The organism is Herpetosiphonaceae bacterium (genome assembly GCA_036374795.1).
GTDB lineage: Bacteria > Chloroflexota > Chloroflexia > Chloroflexales > Kallotenuaceae > LB3-1.
In genome coordinates this window covers 1-17,098 of record DASUTC010000041.1, presented here as the reverse complement: position 1 = coordinate 17,098, position 17,098 = coordinate 1, and the positions used below count along the sequence as shown (strand labels likewise).

Annotated in this window: 10 protein-coding genes; 4 read left to right on the top strand and 6 right to left on the bottom strand. The window is 65.6% G+C overall.

Annotated features, from left to right (window positions below):
* Positions 1-3 precede the first annotated feature (3 nt).
* From VFZ66_02620 to VFZ66_02605, 4 genes are all read right to left on the bottom strand, one after another.
* Positions 4-1,509, bottom strand: a complete 1,506-nt coding sequence (locus tag VFZ66_02620; protein HEX6288051.1) for a hypothetical protein — start codon at positions 1,507-1,509, stop codon at positions 4-6.
* A gap of 25 nt (positions 1,510-1,534) precedes the next feature.
* The gene (locus tag VFZ66_02615) at positions 1,535-2,431 is read right to left on the bottom strand and encodes an AraC family transcriptional regulator (protein HEX6288050.1); all 897 of its coding nucleotides are present in this window, start codon (positions 2,429-2,431) and stop codon (positions 1,535-1,537) included.
* Between the two features lie 13 nt (positions 2,432-2,444).
* Positions 2,445-2,795 carry a hypothetical protein gene (locus tag VFZ66_02610; GenBank protein ID HEX6288049.1) on the bottom strand — a complete coding sequence of 117 codons (351 nt, stop codon included), beginning with the start codon at positions 2,793-2,795 and terminating at the stop codon, positions 2,445-2,447.
* Between the two features lie 1,016 nt (positions 2,796-3,811).
* Positions 3,812-5,926 carry a prolyl oligopeptidase family serine peptidase gene (locus VFZ66_02605; GenBank protein HEX6288048.1) on the bottom strand — a complete coding sequence of 705 codons (2,115 nt, stop codon included), beginning with the start codon at positions 5,924-5,926 and terminating at the stop codon, positions 3,812-3,814.
* A gap of 434 nt (positions 5,927-6,360) precedes the next feature.
* On the opposite strand from VFZ66_02605, the gene VFZ66_02600 reads away from it, so the two are divergent.
* The 4 genes from VFZ66_02600 to VFZ66_02585 all read left to right on the top strand — a co-directional run bounded on the left by VFZ66_02600 (position 6,361) and on the right by VFZ66_02585 (position 10,582).
* Positions 6,361-6,555: a hypothetical protein gene (locus VFZ66_02600; protein HEX6288047.1), complete on the top strand. Its 195-nt coding sequence runs from the start codon at positions 6,361-6,363 to the stop codon at positions 6,553-6,555.
* Positions 6,556-6,752: 197 nt separating this feature from the next.
* Positions 6,753-7,649 carry a xanthine dehydrogenase family protein subunit M gene (locus VFZ66_02595; protein ID HEX6288046.1) on the top strand — a complete coding sequence of 299 codons (897 nt, stop codon included), beginning with the start codon at positions 6,753-6,755 and terminating at the stop codon, positions 7,647-7,649.
* Positions 7,650-7,699: 50 nt separating this feature from the next.
* Positions 7,700-10,066: a molybdopterin cofactor-binding domain-containing protein gene (locus tag VFZ66_02590; protein ID HEX6288045.1), complete on the top strand. Its 2,367-nt coding sequence runs from the start codon at positions 7,700-7,702 to the stop codon at positions 10,064-10,066.
* Positions 10,067-10,078: 12 nt separating this feature from the next.
* A complete protein-coding gene (locus VFZ66_02585; protein HEX6288044.1) occupies positions 10,079-10,582 on the top strand; it encodes a (2Fe-2S)-binding protein in 504 nt (167 codons plus the stop codon).
* A gap of 107 nt (positions 10,583-10,689) precedes the next feature.
* Here the strand turns inward: VFZ66_02585 and VFZ66_02580 are convergent, their stop codons facing one another.
* Positions 10,690-11,829, bottom strand: coding sequence for a tyrosine-type recombinase/integrase (locus tag VFZ66_02580; GenBank protein HEX6288043.1), 1,140 nt, complete (start codon positions 11,827-11,829; stop codon positions 10,690-10,692).
* A gap of 202 nt (positions 11,830-12,031) precedes the next feature.
* Positions 12,032-17,098 (bottom strand): amino acid adenylation domain-containing protein (locus VFZ66_02575; GenBank protein HEX6288042.1); only part of this gene is annotated, 5,067 nt, incomplete at its 5' end.

Below are 17,098 nucleotides of genomic sequence, written 5' to 3'. Positions count from 1 at the left end.
GCCTCACACCTCGGCGACCAGCGCCAGCTCATCCGGTTCCATCTGTGCCAGCTCCTCGGCGATGCGCCGGGCCACCTGATCGGCGGGAACCTTGCGCTCGTGCAGCTCGGCCAGGCGATCGTGACCACCGCCGACGAAGAGATCGAAGCCGTCGACGATCGTGCCGTCTTCCTGGCGGATGCGCTGCGCCTGCAAGCCGATCTGCCCGATGTGATGCTGTCCGCACGCATGGACGCAGCCTGAAACCTTGATGTCGATACGCTCGCGGCCAGGGCAGAGCGCCGCCAGCTCTTGCGCGATCTGGAGCGCCAGGCCCTTGGTATCGTTGAGCGCGAAATGGCAAAAGTCCTTGCCGGTGCAGCTCGACAGGCCGCGCAGCGCGCCGGGCGGATCGACCAGCCAGGCGGTCAGCAGCGGCTCTTGCAGCAGACGCTCCAGGATCGACTCATGCACATGGGGGATGATCACGTTCTGATCGGCGGTGAGCCGGACCTCGCCGGTGCCGTACATCTCGGCAAGATCGGCCAGCTCGTCGATCTGCTCGGCGTTGGTACGGCCCACCGGCACCAGCAATCCCACGGCGAAGAAGCCGGGGTCGCGCTGTGGCTGCACGCCGATATGATCGCCGTTGTGCTCGATCAGCAGCGACTCGCCCGCAGGCTCGAACGGCTGCCCAAACGCACGCCCGACCTCGGCGAGGAAGCGCTCCTTGCCCCACTCGTGGATCAGCCACTTGAGCCGCGCCTCGGTTCGCTTTTCGCGGCTGCCGTGATCGCGGAACACGCTCAGCACGGCGCGGCAGAACGGCAGCGCCTGTTCGGGACGCAGAAACACATCGATGGGCTGGCCGAGCTGCGGCCAGGTGCCGCCGAGCGCGCCGCCCAGACTGATGTTGAAGCCGCGCACCTCAAAGCCGCTGCGGTGCGTGACCGCAGGCGTCAGGCCGATGTCGTTGGAGCGGCTGTGCGCACAGTCGTGGCGGCAACCGCTGATCGACATGTTGAACTTGCGCGGAAGATTGCTGAACTCGCGTCCCAGCAGCGCGAGCGAGACGGCGCGGGCGATCGGCGCGGCGTCGAAGACCTCAGCCTCATGCAGCCCCGCCAGCGGACAGCCCATCACGTTGCGGTAGTTATCCAGGCCCGTCTGCTGCGCGCTGATGCCAGCCTGGTGCAGCCGCTCAAAGATCTCCGGCACATGCTCGATCTCGATCCAGCGGAGCTGCACGTTCTGGCGCGTCGTCAGATCGATGCTGCCGCGTCCAACATCGCGGGCGATACCGGCCAGGGTCCGTAGCTGCGCGCTGGAGACGATGCCGTTTGGCAGGCGAAGGCGCATCATAAAGTAGCCGGGCGTCTGCTTGCGATGGAACAGGCCGTACCACTTCATGCGCTCCAGATCGTCTGCCGGAATCGCGGCGAAGCCTTCGCGGGCATAGCGGTAGATGTCGGGCAAGACCGCGAGGCCGTCTTTGGCCGCCTTTATCTGTTCGATCGGTGTCTGACTCATCACGGGTTCCTCCTCCAGGTCATGTCTATTCGTCCGCTTCTTCGCCAACCTGTCCATGCATTGCCGCGCGAAGCTGGCGCGGGCTGCACTGGTACACCTGGCGAAATGCAGTGCTGAAATGGGTCTGGCTGACATAGCCAAGCCGTGCCGCGATCGTCGCGATCGGCAGGTTGGTTTCGGACAGCAGCGCGTTGGCCTCGCTGAGCCGCATAATGTTGAGATAGCGTCGCGGTGTGAGGCCGGTGCAGGTGACAAAATCGCGTTGAAGCTGGCGCGGACTCACGTTGAGCGCGGACGCCAGCTCGATCAGGCTCGGCGGCTGCGACAGGTCGCGCGCCAGGTACGCCTGGGCCGCCTCGACCCGTCGGCGCTGCTCAGGCGGTGCGGCGTGCGGGTGCCGGTCGAAGTGGAGGCCGCCGAGCAGATGCAGCAGCAGGGCGGCGTGCTGCTGCATCGCGTATGCCGACGGTCGGAGCGCCTCGTTGAGCGCCAGCAGATCGCGGATGACGAGCAGCACTTGCGGCGGCGCGACGCCAAGCGCCACGACCGGGCGGCGCATCATCAGCGTCTCGTGGCGCTGCGCGAAGCCGGGCTGCATCGAGAGCCAGCGCCGCCAGCCCCGGTCGCTCCATCGCACCACGAGGTGGTCGGCGCTCGTGCCAGGCAGCGCGCGCAGCCGCACGGGATGATCAAGTGGGCTCTGCCAGAGGATCGAGCTGGGCGCAAGCGTGTACACCTGGGCGTCATGCTCGACATAACGTGTCCCGCCGAGCATGATCCGAAATGCCCAGCCTGACCAGCGCTCGTACGTCGGCAGCGCGGTGGTGTGGTCGAAGCGTCGCACCCGCTCGACGGCCAGGCCGTTCGCGTGCGTCAGCGTCTCGACGACGACCTGATGCTCGATGTTGTGAAAACGCGCCACGCTCATCGCTCCGCTAGACTTCGAGAAAGCCGATGTCGAGGATCAACAGGCCTGATCCCTCACCGGCTGCGCAGATCTCGATCCGCGTGCCAGCGGGCAGGTCCTCGACGATTGCCAGCGATACGTGGACGGTGCTATCGGCGGCGATCGGAAAGTAGCGCATCGGCTGGCCGTCGCGCAGCACGGCGACATTGACCATGCCGCTGACGGTGCTGCCGCCCCGAAAATAGAACATGCCCGATGTCTTGCCGGTCGGCACCGTGTAGCGCAGATCGAGCGCCTGCGGCACGCGCAGCCCGCGCCCTTCAAACGTGACGATCGCTTGAAGCAGCCGTGGGACGCCCTCGCTGACAAATACTCCCATCACAAACCTCCTCTGATGTCGTGCCCATAGCAGCGGCGCGGAACCGACGCGGAGCGCTGACATCATGCAGCGGCGCGTCTGGCGCGCAGCGATCAGTGCGGCAGTGCGTAGTACCGACGATGTGGAGCAGCAGCGGTGCGTTCGGCTGTCATAGCAGAGGCTGTCGTAGCAGAAGCTGTCGTAGCAGGCTGGTTCCGATGATTGACGAAAGCGCACGGATGCGTCATGCATCCGCAAGGGGAAGTGATGGCGTCTCGCGCGAGGCAGTGCCGAGGATCGTCCATCAGGGGTCCGTCAACGAGTTGTGGGAGTAGCCTACGGCGTCGACGGCTGGTTGGCAATAGCCAGACGATATAAATGTACCCGCTTCTGATTTGTACGATCTGCACAAGTTCACGGGCAGCGCGTCGCTGTCGGCGCAGGGCCGGAATCAAGCGACTTGCGAAAAAACGACATGGCGCATCCGAGGCGTCGGGCCTCATGGCTCGCCTGTCTACGGCATCAGAATGCCGTGGATGCGCTTCCGTGACGGCACGCCGGTTTCGGGGAGCGGCGTGGCCGAGCCAATCCACGGCGTGCGAGGACGCCTATACTTCTTTCCGGCATCAGCCTGTCACGCCGGACGACATCTGCGCACGCGGAAGGGGAAGATGCGCGCGGGATGGTGGTTTCACGGCTCGCGTCGGCGGACACGAGGGGCGGAGGCGGTTTGGGTGCGAAGAGGCAGCGTACCCGAATCACGGCCACGACCCGTTGCCTGGCAGCCTATGAGATGAGAGCGAGAATCCGAAAGAAGCTTGAGCGAGCACACGCGGTCATAGCTTGTCATAATACGCACGGCGAGAGCACGCGGTCGTGCGGCTGTGCCCGGAGGACCGACGCCACAGGCGTCATGACCGCAGCCCGATCTCACCGTTAACATCAGCGAGATCGGGCTGTCCACAGCCAGCACACGGAGCCGTGGCTTGAGCGCGACGGTTCCGTCTGTCGACAGCGCTGCCGCCGCGCTCCCTGGCTCACTGCGCGTCCGCCGACGGTGCGCGGCTGGCCTCGTCCGGCGCGGGTGGCGCGACATCGAGCGCCAAGCAGTAAAAGCTCAGCTCGTCGACGTCCTGCTCGATGAGCGCCGTCAGCGAGGTGCCGCCGCCGTGCCCTGTGTCTCGGAGCGGCAGCAGGAGATAGGGTCCGCCCTGCTTGGCGTCGGCCTGGAGCCTGGCAACCATCTTGAGCGGATCGTAGGGCGGCGCGACGCGGTCGTTCAACGCCGACACGAACATCATCACGGGATAGCGGCGATCGGCTCGCACGTTGTGATACGGCGAGTAGTCGGCGAGATACCTGCCCTCGACGGGATCGTCGGGCGAGCCGTATTCGACGATCGCCGAGCTCATGTGGCCGAATCGTGGAAAGCGCAGCATATCGAGGGTGGGCGCGCGGCACAACACGGCTCCGAAGGCTTCGGGCGCTTGCATGGCGGTGACGGCGACAAGCAGACCGCCGTTGCTGTTGCCGCGCGAGGCGAGCCTGGAGGCCGTTGTGTAGCCCGCCGCGACGAGCCAGCGCGCTGCGGCGATATAATCGTCGAAGGCGTTCTGCCGCCGTGTGGCGCGTGCCGCCTCGTGCCAGGCGCGACCGTATTCGCCGCCGCCGCGCACGTTGGCGAAGGCCAGTACGCCGCCGAGCTTCAGCCAGGCGGCGTTGAGCGCCGAAAAGCGCGGCTCAACGGAGATGTTGAAGCCTCCATAGCCGCTCAGACGCACGGGCTGGCACCCGTCGCGCGGCAGGTCGTTGCGGTGGATGATGAACATTGATACGGGCGTCCCGTCGAGCGACTCGTACCAGACCTGGCTCGTCACGTACGCGGCTGGGTCGATCCCAACGTCAGGCACGTCGTATGGTGAGAGGCGATTCGCGGCGTAGTCATACCGATACACGGAGCGTGGCTGCACGTACGACTCGAAGCTCACCCACACGTCATCGCCGCCCCAGGCGCCGCTAACGCCGCTGATGATGCCTGATCCATCGTTGCGATTCACTGAGCCGAGCATCGGCAGCTCAAGGTCGCGGAGATAGACGCCGTCCTCGGCGTGGATGCGCACACGGTGCGCCGCCGCATGTGAGTAGACCGCGTAGAGCCGCCCGCCGACGCCGACAACTGTCTGAAGCGTGTCCGCGCTTTCGGGAATGAGCGTCCGCCACTCCGTCGGTGCCGCGAGCGACGCGACGCAGGCACGGCCACGCGGCGCGTCAAGGTCGGTATGGATGAGCAGCGACTCGCCGATCACCTGCACCTGATTGATCGAGCGCATCGCGGGAGCCACGGGCACCAGCGTGTCGTCGGCGAGGCGCAGCAGATAGACGACGTTGGCGTGTACGAAGTCCCACATGTACAGCACGGCGAAGCGTCCGCACTCGCTGATGCTGACGGAGCACCAGTACTCCTTCACACGGTCGTCGCCGAAGATCCGGCGAGCTGGCGCGTCCGAACCGAGCCGGTGCTCGTAGATCGCGTTCCAGTGGGCCTCGTCGCCCGGAGGCACCTCGCCGGGATCGGGACACGCCGCATAGAAAAACCCCGATGCGTCGGGCCGCCACGTCAGCGACGTGTGGCTCGTACCGCGTGGCCGGTCGCGCAGCAGCCGCCCCGTCTCGACATCGAGCACCTGAATCACCGCGTCGTGGGTGCTGCCGACGGACTTCCCGAACGCGACCAGCGCGCCGTCGGGAGACGGCACGGCGAACACCAGCGCCTTGTCGCTCGCCCAGGTGTTGGGGTCGAGCACCGTCTCAAGCGGTGCCGCAGGGGCGCGCCGCAGCATGAGCTTCAGCTTCTCGTCGCTGGCATCCGCCTGCCAGAGGAACTCGCGTCCGTGCGGCCCGCTGCGGATCGGCGGCGACAGCCGCGCCTGACGCGCCGAGCGAGCGACCGCTGCCCGCAGCCAGTCGCGTCCCGGCACCGTGCGTAGCACAGCGTGCGTGACGGCTTCCTGCGCGGCGATCCATGCCTGCGTTTCTGCGTCGTCGAGCCGCTCCAGCCAGGCGTACGGATCGTCGAACCGCCGACCGTGCAGCGTATAGCCGCTCTCCGGATCGCGTCGCGTCGCGGGCATGTCCAGGTTCAGCTTCTTCATACAACATCGGCGGTGGAAATCCCAGCCCCATGCGGTAGCGGGCGCCCTCCGGGCGAAGCCGCCGCCTCCTTCCTGAGTGGAACCGTACCCATCGGATGGAGGCGTGCGTTGTGGTCAGGATGCACGCCTTCATCGTCATGGGCGGATCGTCGCGAGTGTTGGACTATCATACCAAACATCGACCTGGCAGGTGTGGGAGAGAAGCTCAGCGACCAGACTTCAGCCCCGGCACGTGCAATGGATCGCCAGCGCGCTTATATGCCAGCCCTGCGGCGTTGGCGTTGGTCGATGAAGCTACGTGTGCCGAAACCCGCGAGCTCGGTCCAGAGGAAGACGGATCGCCAGCGTTGCCGGTCTGATCGCTGCGCGTGATGAACGACGACAGCCCGCGGCCTACGATATGCTGATCTCGTTAACGACGAGGAGGTGCAGAGATGGTAACGCTCACGCTGACCCCAGAAGAAGCAGCGCAGCTCCGCCTGGTGCTCACCACGTATCTCACGGATCTCCGGAGCGAGATTCGTGCGACCGATACGCGCAGCTTTCGGGCACAGCTTCAGGAGCGCGAGGTCTTGATCGGGAAGCTGCTGCACGAGCTGTCGGCGACGGCAGAAGAGGCAACGGCTTAAGGCGGGTGAAGCCCGGCGGCGCATGGCCCTACTCCCACACGTGCGGCGCGGACGCCGGGCGACGGCGCCTGTACAGGCTCGTTGGTACACACGCGGCTGGATTGATGGTGTCTCGCTGTGCTAGAATGTAGCTGCGCACATCAGGTGCCTTGCCGTGGTCCTGTTCCGTCTCACCGGTGCATGTGAGGAGATCGCGCATGAAGCCGTCGGCATTCGAGTATTACGCACCAGCAAATCTCCAAGAATCGCTTGCGCTGGTTAGAGAATATGGGTCGGAGGCCAGGCTTATGGCAGGCGGGCAAAGCCTGATGCCGCTGATGAATGCCCGCCTGGTACGCCCCACGGTGATCATCGATCTGAACCACGTCACGGAGCTGGCCTACATCCAGGCCGCCCAGCAGAGCCTTCGCATCGGCGCTATGACCCGCCAGCGAAGCGCAGAGCAGAGTCCGGCTGTCCGCGAACATTTGCCCCTGCTCGCGGAAACGTTGTCCTGGGTTGGACATATTCCGATTCGCAATCGTGGAACGATCGGCGGGAGCGTAGCACTTGGGCACCCGGCGGCAGAGCTTCCAGCCCTGGCGAAGGTCGTCGACGCGCAGTTCGTTGTCATGGGAGCGGATGGTCGCACGCGCCAGCTCGATCCCGATGCATTTTTCGTCGCCGCGTGTACCACTGCGCTTCAACCCACGGACATCTTGACCGAAATTCGCCTGCCGTATCTCCCAGATCAGACGGGCTGGTCGGTTCAAGAGGTCGCACCTCGGCAGCACGATCTGGCGCTCGTTGGGGTGATTGCCGTAGTGACGTTGGATGCGTCCGGCTGCTGCTCGGATGTGCGGCTGGGACTCTTTGGTGTCGGAGATACCGCCGTACGAGCGACGCAGATCGAGCAGCGATTGATCGATCTGCGACCGGATGCACAGACGATTCGCGCAGCCGTGGCGGATCTTCCGTCCCTGCTTGACCCGCCGAGCGATATGCATGCCTCGGCGGCCTACCGGCGAGAGGTTGCGGCGGTGCTGGCTGGTCGTGCGCTCACCGAGGCAGCGCAGCGAGCGCGTCGCGGCTCCGGGATGCCTCCTCGTCCCTGACACCAGCGCCGGACAACGGATTCAACGGTAGACTGATACGGAGCATCGAGATGACGACAGCCGGGCAATCCGATCCCCGCTTCATTGGCCGCCGCGTCCAGCGCGTCGAAGACCCACGCTTTTTGCTTGGGCGGGGGCAGTACATTGCCGACATCAAGCTGCCGCGCATGGCGCATGTGGCGTTCTTACGCAGCCCCCACGCCCACGCGCGTCTCACGCGGATTGATACCACGCGGGCACGAGCCCTGCCCGGCGTCTTTGGCGTGTACACCGGCGAGATGCTCGTCGGTAAGCTGGCCCGGCCGATGATGATCGTCGGCAACCCGCCGGTGACAAAGACGACGCGGAGCTACCCGCTGGCTGTAGACAAAGTGCGCTTTGTCGGCGATCCGATCGCGGTTGTCGTCGCGAGCAGCCGCTACGTGGCCGAGGATGCGCTCGACCTGATCGAGGTCGATTACGAGCGGCTGCCCGTCGTGATCGACGCCGAACAGGCGATTGCGGCTGGTGCTCCCCTGGTCGACGAAGATCTCGGCGACAACATTCTCGCGCAGTACGCTCAAGAGATGGGCGATGTCGCCGGTGCCTTTGCGACCGCCGACACGATCGTGTCGGCGGTGTTTCGTCAGCATCGTCAAACGCATGTGCCCCTCGAAACACGCGGCGGCATTGCCGACTGGGATGTTGCCCGGCAGGCCATGCTGTATTATGCCTCGACCCAGGCGCCGCATAAGCTGCGCGATATGCTCGCCGCGCTGCTTGGCCTCCCGGCGCACAAGCTGCGCGTGATCACACCGGATGTCGGCGGCGGCTTCGGGCAAAAGTCGATCTTACAGCGTGAAGATGTGGTCTTGTGTCTCATCGCTCGCGAGCTTGGTCGTCCCGTGAAATGGATTGAAGACCGCATTGAAAATCTCAGCGCGGGCCACCACGCGCGCGAAGAGACGTGCTACATCGAGGCGGCGGTCAGGTCGGACGGTACGATCCTGGGCATGCGGTCGCGGCTCTTCACCGATGCCGGTGCCTACCCTGCCATTCCGCTGCCCGCCCAGATGTTCACGTATCTGGGCGCCAGCTATATCCCCGGTCACTGGAACATTGCGAGCTATGGCTTTGAAGCGTACACCGTCGCGACCAACAAATGCCCGGTTGGGCCGTTCCGCGCCCCGCCCAATATCTACAGCGTGGTCAGCGAGGGGATCATCGAGGTGATCGCCCACGAACTAGGGCTGGACTCGGTCGACGTGCGGCGCAAAAATATCGTTCGCCGTGAGGACCAGCCCTACATGACGACGATGGGCTTTCCGCTGATCTTCCTTTCGATCGACGAGGCCTTTGAAAAAGCCCTTGACCTGATCGATTACCCGCAGTTTCGCCACGAGCAGGCGCAGGCCCGCCAGCAGAGTCGGTATCTCGGCTTAGGCATCGCGACGTATATCGAGCCGGGCGCGTTCAGCAATCAGGTATACCACAGCATGGGGAGCGAGATCTCAGGCTGGGATAGCGCGACGGTGCGCGTCGAGCCAACCGGTCAGGTGACGGTGATGGTCGGCCTCTTAAACCACGGCCAGGGATTGGATACCACCCTGGCTCAGGTCGTCGCTGAAGAGCTGGGCGTTGATATGGCCGACGTGACGATCCTGTATGGAGATACCGCGCGCGATCCGTATGGCGCTGGGACACAATCCAGCCGCAGCGCCGTCGTCGGCAGCGGAGCGACATCGCACGCCAGCCGTACGATCCGCGAAAAGATCCTGCGCATCGCCGCTCATCTTCTGGAAGCGGCTCCTGAGGACATGGAGCTACGTGGTGGCGGGCGCGTCGGGGTGAAAGGCGTGCCCGATCGCGAGGTGACGCTGAAGGACATTGCGCATACGGCGCATTTCCACCTCGCCGGATTGCCGGAAGGAGAAACGCCAGGCCTGGAAACGATCGGTCGCTACGATCCACCCTTTGCATCGTTCTCCAACGCGACTCATGCCTGCGTGGTCGAGGTGGATGTTGCGACCGGGCAGGTACGCATCGACCGGTATGTCGTGGTCGAAGATTGTGGCACGATGCTCAACCCGATGGTCGTCGACGGGCAGATCCTGGGGGCGACCGTGCAGGGCATTGGCGGCGTCTTATACGAGCGCCTGGCGTATGATCATGATGGTCATCCGCTCGCGATGACGCTCGCCGATTATCTGCTTCCCACGGCAGCGGACGTGCCAGCGGTGCGCATCGAGCACATCGTGACTCCCTCGCCCCTGACGCCCTACGGGGTGAAGCCAATGGGCGAAGGCGGCGTGCTTGGGGCCGTGCCTGCTGTGATGAATGCGATTGCCGATGCGCTGGCTCCATTCGGCGTGCGCGTGACCGAACAGCCGTTTACCCCGCCTCGGATTCGGGAGCTTTTGCGCCAGGCCGGTCACTGAGGGAGGTGAGCCATGCCCGATCAACACCCGATCACGCTGACCGTGAACGGCGTGACGTATGCCCGGTCGGTTGAGCCGCGACTGACCCTTGCGGACTGTTTGCGTGAGGATCTCGAATTGACTGGAACCCACCTGGGCTGTGAGCAAGGGATCTGCGGCGCGTGTACCGTGCTGCTGAACGGAGAGGCCGTTCGCTCCTGCCTCATGCTGGCCGTGCAGGCCGATGGTCAGACGATCACAACCATCGAGGGGCTTGCGCCGGATGGGCGGCTCACACCGCTGATGCGCGCGCTGCGCGCGCATCATGGATTGCAGTGCGGCTTCTGTACGCCAGGCATCGTGGTCCAGATGAGCAGCTTTCTGGACACCAACCCGCACCCGACAGAAGCAGAGATTCGTCGGGCGCTGGCCGGGCACCTGTGCCGCTGTACGGGCTATCAGGGGATCGTCGACGCGGTGCTGGCGTGCGCGCAGCGCTCGATGGCCCACGACGAGTCAGGCGCAGGCAGCCGGTAAGCGCATCGCGCACGCGAAGAAGGTCCGATCGTCGCCGCCGAAAAGGGCGGTTCCTGATTGGCTCGGATCAGCCCCCGGCGCGAGTCGACATGCACGTCCGCTGCCTCTCACGCCTTTCGCTTGCGCGCTCCCAGCAGCGGACGCGGCGCTAACGTGTCGACCAGCTCGTGCGTGCGCTGCTCATCCGGGCGGGCATAGACCTGCTCCGTGACCACCGTCGAGCTGTGGCCGAGCAGCTCCGCGATGTCTTTGTACTCGGCATCGGCATCGAGCAACGCCTGGGCCAGAAAATGGCGCAGGCCGTGCGGCGATACGGCGCGAATCGCCGCGACCTCCTTCTCGGCGGCGCCTTCCGCCGCGCGCTCGTCGGCCAGCCAGTGCGCCGCCTCCTTCACCACGCGCCAGGCCGATACCGCCGAGAGTCGCTTGCCGTTCGCTTTGGGGCCGTGCGAGATGAACAGCGCCTCCGCGACCGGATAGCGTGCCGCGCGCGCCTCAAGGTACTCGGCGATCCACGCGCGTGCGGTTTCATCCAGGCGCAGCGAGCGTCGCTTGCGGCCCTTTCCGCTGATCGGAGCCATATCCACGATGCGCCCTGCGCGCTGCACCGTGGTGGTGAGGCTCAGGACCTCGCTGATTCGACCGCCAGACGCGAACAGGACGGCGATCAGCGCGCGGTTGCGCAGGAGGTTGAGATAGACCCGCGCGCGAGCGGTATCGTCGCCGCGCTGATGAGCATCCGCTTCCACGAACGCCGCAAGTTGTAGATCATAGTAGGCGGGCAGCCGCCGGAGATCGGGCATGCGCGGCGCGGCGCGCGGCTGGGGCCGGTCGACCAGTCGCTCCAGACGTTTGGCGAGCTGCGCCGGCGTCAGCGGGCGATTCCGCCGGTCGGTGAGCGCCGTCAGCTCGCCTTCATCCTTGAGCCATTGGAGCCAGCGCGTGAGCACGCCGATATAGGCCAGGATCGTGGTCGTCTTCAGCGGCTGAAGCTCGACCTGCTTGCCCGCCGCGATGCGCCGCGTGGTATGGAGCGACACGCGACTATCCCGCAGATACTCGACATACTGCTCGAAGACAGCGGCAGGCAGCGCGTGTACGCTCGGCGGATCGGGCTGCTCGGCCAGCCAGTGGAGAAACGCGGTGATCGTCGCGGCGTGCGCCGTGATCGTGGTCGGGCTCCGCCGACTGTCGGTGAGATCGGTAATAAAGAGGTCGCGCCATGTCTGAAAGGTCGGGTCGAGCATCGTTCCTCCGCATACGTATCGAGCGCCTGAATCCTCGTTCCATGCGTGCGACCCGCTCCAACGTCTGCGCGTATCTCACCAGGATCGCGAACGGCCTGTGGCTTGAGACATGTACTATCACATACGTTGCAGCCTCCTGTCAACCGGGATGACCGGACGAGTCGGCTGCGGGCGACGCCATGCCTTCCTGTTAGCCCGTCGATCATGCTGGCCGGATCGCCTGCATGAGCTGGTGCTCCAGCCACGCGGCAACAGCTTGAACGTGCGGCGGATGCATCAGGCCATAGTGGTCGGCGGAATGCTGGACGACCTCAAGATGATGGCTCCACGCACGCCAGCGTTCTGCACGACTCGGCTGCGGCGCGTCGGCTGGCCGCGCCTCCAGCAAGGCGGCTCGCTCAGCAGGCGCCGCTGGCGCGTACGTATGGAGGGCAACTAGATGCGCGCGAAATGTCGCGGCGAGCTGGCTGATCTGCTCCTCGGTGATATCGGGCGGAACACTCGCCTGACGACGGGCCTGCATCAAAACGTAGCTCAGGCGCTGCTCGACGGGCAGATCGGCCAGCTCCTCACGGCTGATCACCAGGCGCTTTCCGTAGACAGCCGCCAGATCCCGCGCGAACGCGGCAACCAGCGTTGCATCGTCGGGCATGCTGCGCGAGGCAGAGGGAGGCCCGCTATCGATCAGTGCGAGCAGATCCACCTGCTGGCCGTGCTGGCGGAACTGCTGCGCTACCTCGAATGCCACCACGCCGCCCATCGACCAGCCGCCCAGGAGGTAGGGACCGTGCGGCTGGATCGTGCGAATCGCCGCCACATACTCGGCGGCCATCGCCCGGATCGACGTGTGCGGTGTTTGACCGGCGTCAACGCCGCGCGCCTGGAGGCCATAGACTTGCCGCCGGGCGTCGAGGTGGCACACCAGCGCCGTGTAGCAGAAGACCGTACCGCCGATCGGGTGGATCAAGAACAAGGGTGGTCGATCGCCATGTGGCCGCAGCGGCACGATCGGCGTCCACGGCTCGGCGGGCGACTCCCGGCGGAGATAGGCCGCGAGCTGCCGGATGGTCGGAGCCTGGATCAGCGCGGCCAGCGGCAGCGCGCGACCGATGCGCTGCTGGACATGGGCCATCAGGCGAACGGCCAGCAAGGAGTGTCCGCCCAGGGCAAAGAAGTTCTCGGTGACACCGACGACCGGACGATGCAGCAGATCGGCCCAGAGCTGTGATAGCCACAGCTCCCACTGATCGTGAGGTGTCGCCAGCGCGGGCTGACGCTCGATCGGTGCCGCCGTCGGCGCAGGCAGCGCGCGGCGGTCGATTTTGTCGGTGGGCGTGCGCGGCAGGGCATCCAGCAGCACGAAAGCGCTCGGCACCATGTATGCTGGCAGGCGCGACCCCAGGAACTCGCGGAGTTCCGAGGTGAGGCCCTCACCACCCGGCTCCCGCTCGGCGTGTGCAGGCGCGGGAGAGGCGTGGTCCTCGCTGTGTTCCGTTGCTCTTTGTTCTACGACATACGCCACAAGCTGCTGCTCGCCAGGATGGTCCTCGCGCAGCAGCACCACCGCCTCATGCACGCCGGGATGCTGGCGCAGCGTAACCTCGATCTCGCTAAGCTCGATGCGGAAGCCGCGCAGCTTCACCTGGGAGTCGACACGTCCGAGGAAGACGAGCATCCCGTCACGTCCGTAGCGGACCAGATCGCCGGTTTTGTAGAGCCGCGCGCCTGCATCCTGAGCGTGCTCGTCGCTGAAGGGATCGGGGATGAACCGCTCCGCCGTGAGGTCGGGCCGGTTCAGGTAGCCACGCGCCAGGCTTTCCCCGCCGATGTAGAGCTCCCCAGGCAGGCCCGGCGGCACGAGCTGGATCTGCCGATCCAGGATATAAGCGCGTGCATGTGCCAGCGGCAATCCGATCGGAATGTCCACACGATCGGCGGGGAGCGCGGACGGGACGACATACGCGGTCGCTGCAACCGTGGTTTCGGTCGGCCCATAGACGTTGACCAGAGCGATCCTGTCGCCAAGCTGCTCCTGCCAGCGACGCACATGATCGCGGGCGGCCTGCTCGCCGCCGATGATCACCATGCGGACGGATGGCGGCACGTCCAGCGTGCCGGTCGCGCTGGCGTCTGCCAGCACATGCCAGAAGGCCGTCGGCAAGCTCAGCACGGTGATCTGCCACTGCCGACAGTGCTCCATGAAGGCTTGCGGACTAGCCAGCATCTCGTCGGTGCGCAGCACCACCGTCGCGCCGGTCGTCAGCGTGACGAAGAGCTCCTCGACGCTGGCATCAAAGCCGATCGACGCGAACAGCAGCACGCGATCGTTGGGCAATACGGTATAGCGGTGGCGCACTCCGGCGAGATAGCTCACCACCGCGCGGTGGGTGATCAGCACGCCCTTTGGCTGGCCGGTTGAGCCGGAGGTGTAGATCACATACATCAGGTGATCGGGAGCGACGGACGTGTCCGGCAGAGCAAGCGGCTGCCGGTCGATCAGCGCGGCATCGCGGTCGAGCCAGAGGATCGGCCCCTCGTAGCAGGGAAGCGACGACCGCAGCGCCTGGTCGGTGATCAGCACGGCGATGCCCGCATCCTGCGCCATAAAGAACAGGCGCTCCTGCGGGTAGGTCGGATCGAGCGGCACGTAGGCGCCGCCCGCCTTTAAGATGCCAAGGAGCGCGACGATCAGCTCCGGCGCGCGATCGAGGCACACGCCAACCCGCACGTCGGGACGGACACCGAGCGACTGTAGGTGGTGCGCGATCTGATTGGCCCGTTGATCGAGCTGGCGATACGTGAGCGTCCGGTCTTGGTATTGCACCGCCAGCGCATCCGGCGTCCGAGCGGTCTGAGCCGCGATCAGATGGTGAACGCAGACAGGCGTAGGTGCTCCCCGTGGTCGCCGCGCGAGCAATCGCTGACGCTCGGCCTCAGCCAGCAGGGGCAGCCGATCGATGGGCTGATCCGGATCGCTCGTGATCGCGCTGAGCAGGATCTGGTAGTGCGCCGCCATCCGTGCGATCGTCCTTGCCTCGAAGAGATCCGTGCGATACTCGATCGCGCCTCGCAGACCGTCTGGCGTCTCGCTCAGGCTCAGCGACAGATCAAATTTGGCGGTGTGCGGCCCCAGCATCAGCGGCTCCAGCGTCAGATCGGGCAGCTCGATTGCCGCGCGCGGCGTGTTCTGCAATGTAAACATGACCTGAAAGAGCGGCGTCCGACCGAGGTCACGCTCAGGCTGGATGTGCTCGACCACGACCTCGAATGGCAGATCCTGGTGCGCGTATGCCTCTAGCGCGGTCGCTCGCACGCGCGCGACGACCTCGGCAAAGCGGGGATTGCCCGCCAGGCTGGATCGCAGCACCAGCGTATTGACGAAGCAGCCGATCAAACCTTCCAGCTCAGGCCGCAGCCGCCCGGCGATCGGCGTGCCCACGGCAATATCCGTCTGCCCGCTGTAGCGGTAGAGCAGCGTCTGCCACGCCGCCAGCAGCGTCATGTACAGCGTGCTGCCAAGACGCTGGCTCAGATGCCGGAGCCTGGTCGAGAGCGCCGCCCCAAGAGGCACGGCCACGACATCACCCCGATCGGACGGCGCTGTCGGACGCGGATGGTCGAGGGGGAGGTCCAGCGGCGGGCAATTCGCCAATTGCTGCTGCCAGTAGCCGAGCTGCCTGCCGAGGATGTCGCCCGGCGCTATGCCCTGAGGGCACCCGGCAAGCCATTGCCGCTGCCACATGGCGTAATCGCCGTATTGGACGGGGAGCGGCGGTAATACGACCTCCACGCCTTCGACGAAGCCCCGGTAGAGGCTCGTCAGCTCACGCAGCAGCACGCTTTGTGACCATCCATCGAAGATGCTGTGATGGATCACGAATGCCAGGATGTGCTCGGTGGGGTGCCGCTGGAAGATGGTGCCGCGCAGGAGTGGCCCGTTTTGAAAATCGAACGGCTGCCGGACGACGCGCAGGACGGCCTGGCGGATATACTCCTCGTCCGCCGTCGCGGGCAGCGCCACCAGCGGCAGTGGAACATGGCCGGGCGGCCTGATCTGCTGGTAAGGCTCCAGCATGGCGTCGGGATCGTACGCGAACGTAGTACGTAGCACCTCGTGGCGCTCGACGATCACATTGAGGCTGCGCTCCAGCGCCGCGTGGTCAAGCGATCCGGACAGGCGCAGGACGAGCGGGATGGAGTAGAGCGTGCTGCTGGGCTGCACCTGATCGAGGAACCATAGGCGCTGCTGGGCCGAGGACAGCGGTAGCCGCGTGCCGTCGCGGGGCACCCGCCGTAAGGGCAGCGCGTCGGCGATCTGCTCCTGCGCAAGCCGAGGCGCAAGCTCGGCGATCGTGGGAGCCTCAAACAGCAGCCGCAGCGGGATGTCACGATCGAAGATCTGGCGCAGGCGCGTGATGGCCTGCGTCGCCAGCAGCGAGTGCCCGCCGAGCGTGAAAAAGTTGTCGTGGACGCCGATCGGGCGCACCTTGAGCACCGCCGCCCACACCTCGGCGATGATCTCTTCAATCGGCGTGCGCGGTGCCACAAGGCTATCGCCGACGGTCGGGCGATCCTCTCCCGGCGCAGGCAGCGCGTTGCGGTCGAGCTTGCCGCTGGGCGTCTTCGGCAGCGCGTCGAGCACCACGAACGCGGCGGGGATCATGTAGGCGGGCAGATGCCTGGCAAGGTAGGCGTGAAGTTTCAAGTTCCACGTTTCAAGTTCCGCGTGCCCAGTTCCCTTGTTCTTTGGCTCCCTTGTTCCCTTGTCCCCTTGTTCTACCATGTATGCTACCAGCCGTTGATCGCCTGCCCCATCCTCGCGCGCTACCACAGCGCACTCATCGATGCCTGGGTGTTGCGCCAGCACCGCCTCGATCTCGCCCGTCTCAATGCGGAAGCCTCGGATCTTCACCTGATGGTCAATCCGCCCCAGGATCTCGACCGTGCCGTTGGGGAGCCAGCGGCCAAGGTCGCCGGTGCGCACCATCAGCGCGCCGTCCTCGAACGGACACGGCACGAAGCGCTCCGCCGTGAGATCCGGGCGGAACAGGTAGCCCCGCGAGACGCTCTCGCCCGCAATGCAGATCTCGCCCGCAAGCCCGATGGGCTGCGGCTGCTGGTGCTGGTCGAGGATGTAGATCCGGTTGTTCTGCAACGGCGTGCCCACCGTAACCGGTTTGCCAAGATCGTCGGCGCGCAGCACACCCAGAATATTGATGTCGCTGATCTCGGTCAGGCCATAGATGTTGACGACCTGGACCTGCGGCCC

Excerpts from the sequence above, each read along its gene's own strand:
- VFZ66_02580 (HEX6288043.1), bottom strand. The coding sequence starts at position 11,829 with ATGCTCGACCCGACCTTTCAGACATGGCGCGACCTCTTTATTACCGAT.
- VFZ66_02600 (HEX6288047.1), top strand. The coding sequence starts at position 6,361 with ATGGTAACGCTCACGCTGACCCCAGAAGAAGCAGCGCAGCTCCGCCTG.
- VFZ66_02595 (HEX6288046.1), top strand. The coding sequence starts at position 6,753 with ATGAAGCCGTCGGCATTCGAGTATTACGCACCAGCAAATCTCCAAGAA.
- VFZ66_02590 (HEX6288045.1), top strand. The coding sequence starts at position 7,700 with ATGACGACAGCCGGGCAATCCGATCCCCGCTTCATTGGCCGCCGCGTC.
- VFZ66_02610 (HEX6288049.1), bottom strand. The coding sequence starts at position 2,795 with ATGGGAGTATTTGTCAGCGAGGGCGTCCCACGGCTGCTTCAAGCGATC.
- VFZ66_02585 (HEX6288044.1), top strand. The coding sequence starts at position 10,079 with ATGCCCGATCAACACCCGATCACGCTGACCGTGAACGGCGTGACGTAT.
- VFZ66_02620 (HEX6288051.1), bottom strand. The coding sequence starts at position 1,509 with ATGAGTCAGACACCGATCGAACAGATAAAGGCGGCCAAAGACGGCCTC.
- VFZ66_02605 (HEX6288048.1), bottom strand. The coding sequence starts at position 5,926 with ATGAAGAAGCTGAACCTGGACATGCCCGCGACGCGACGCGATCCGGAG.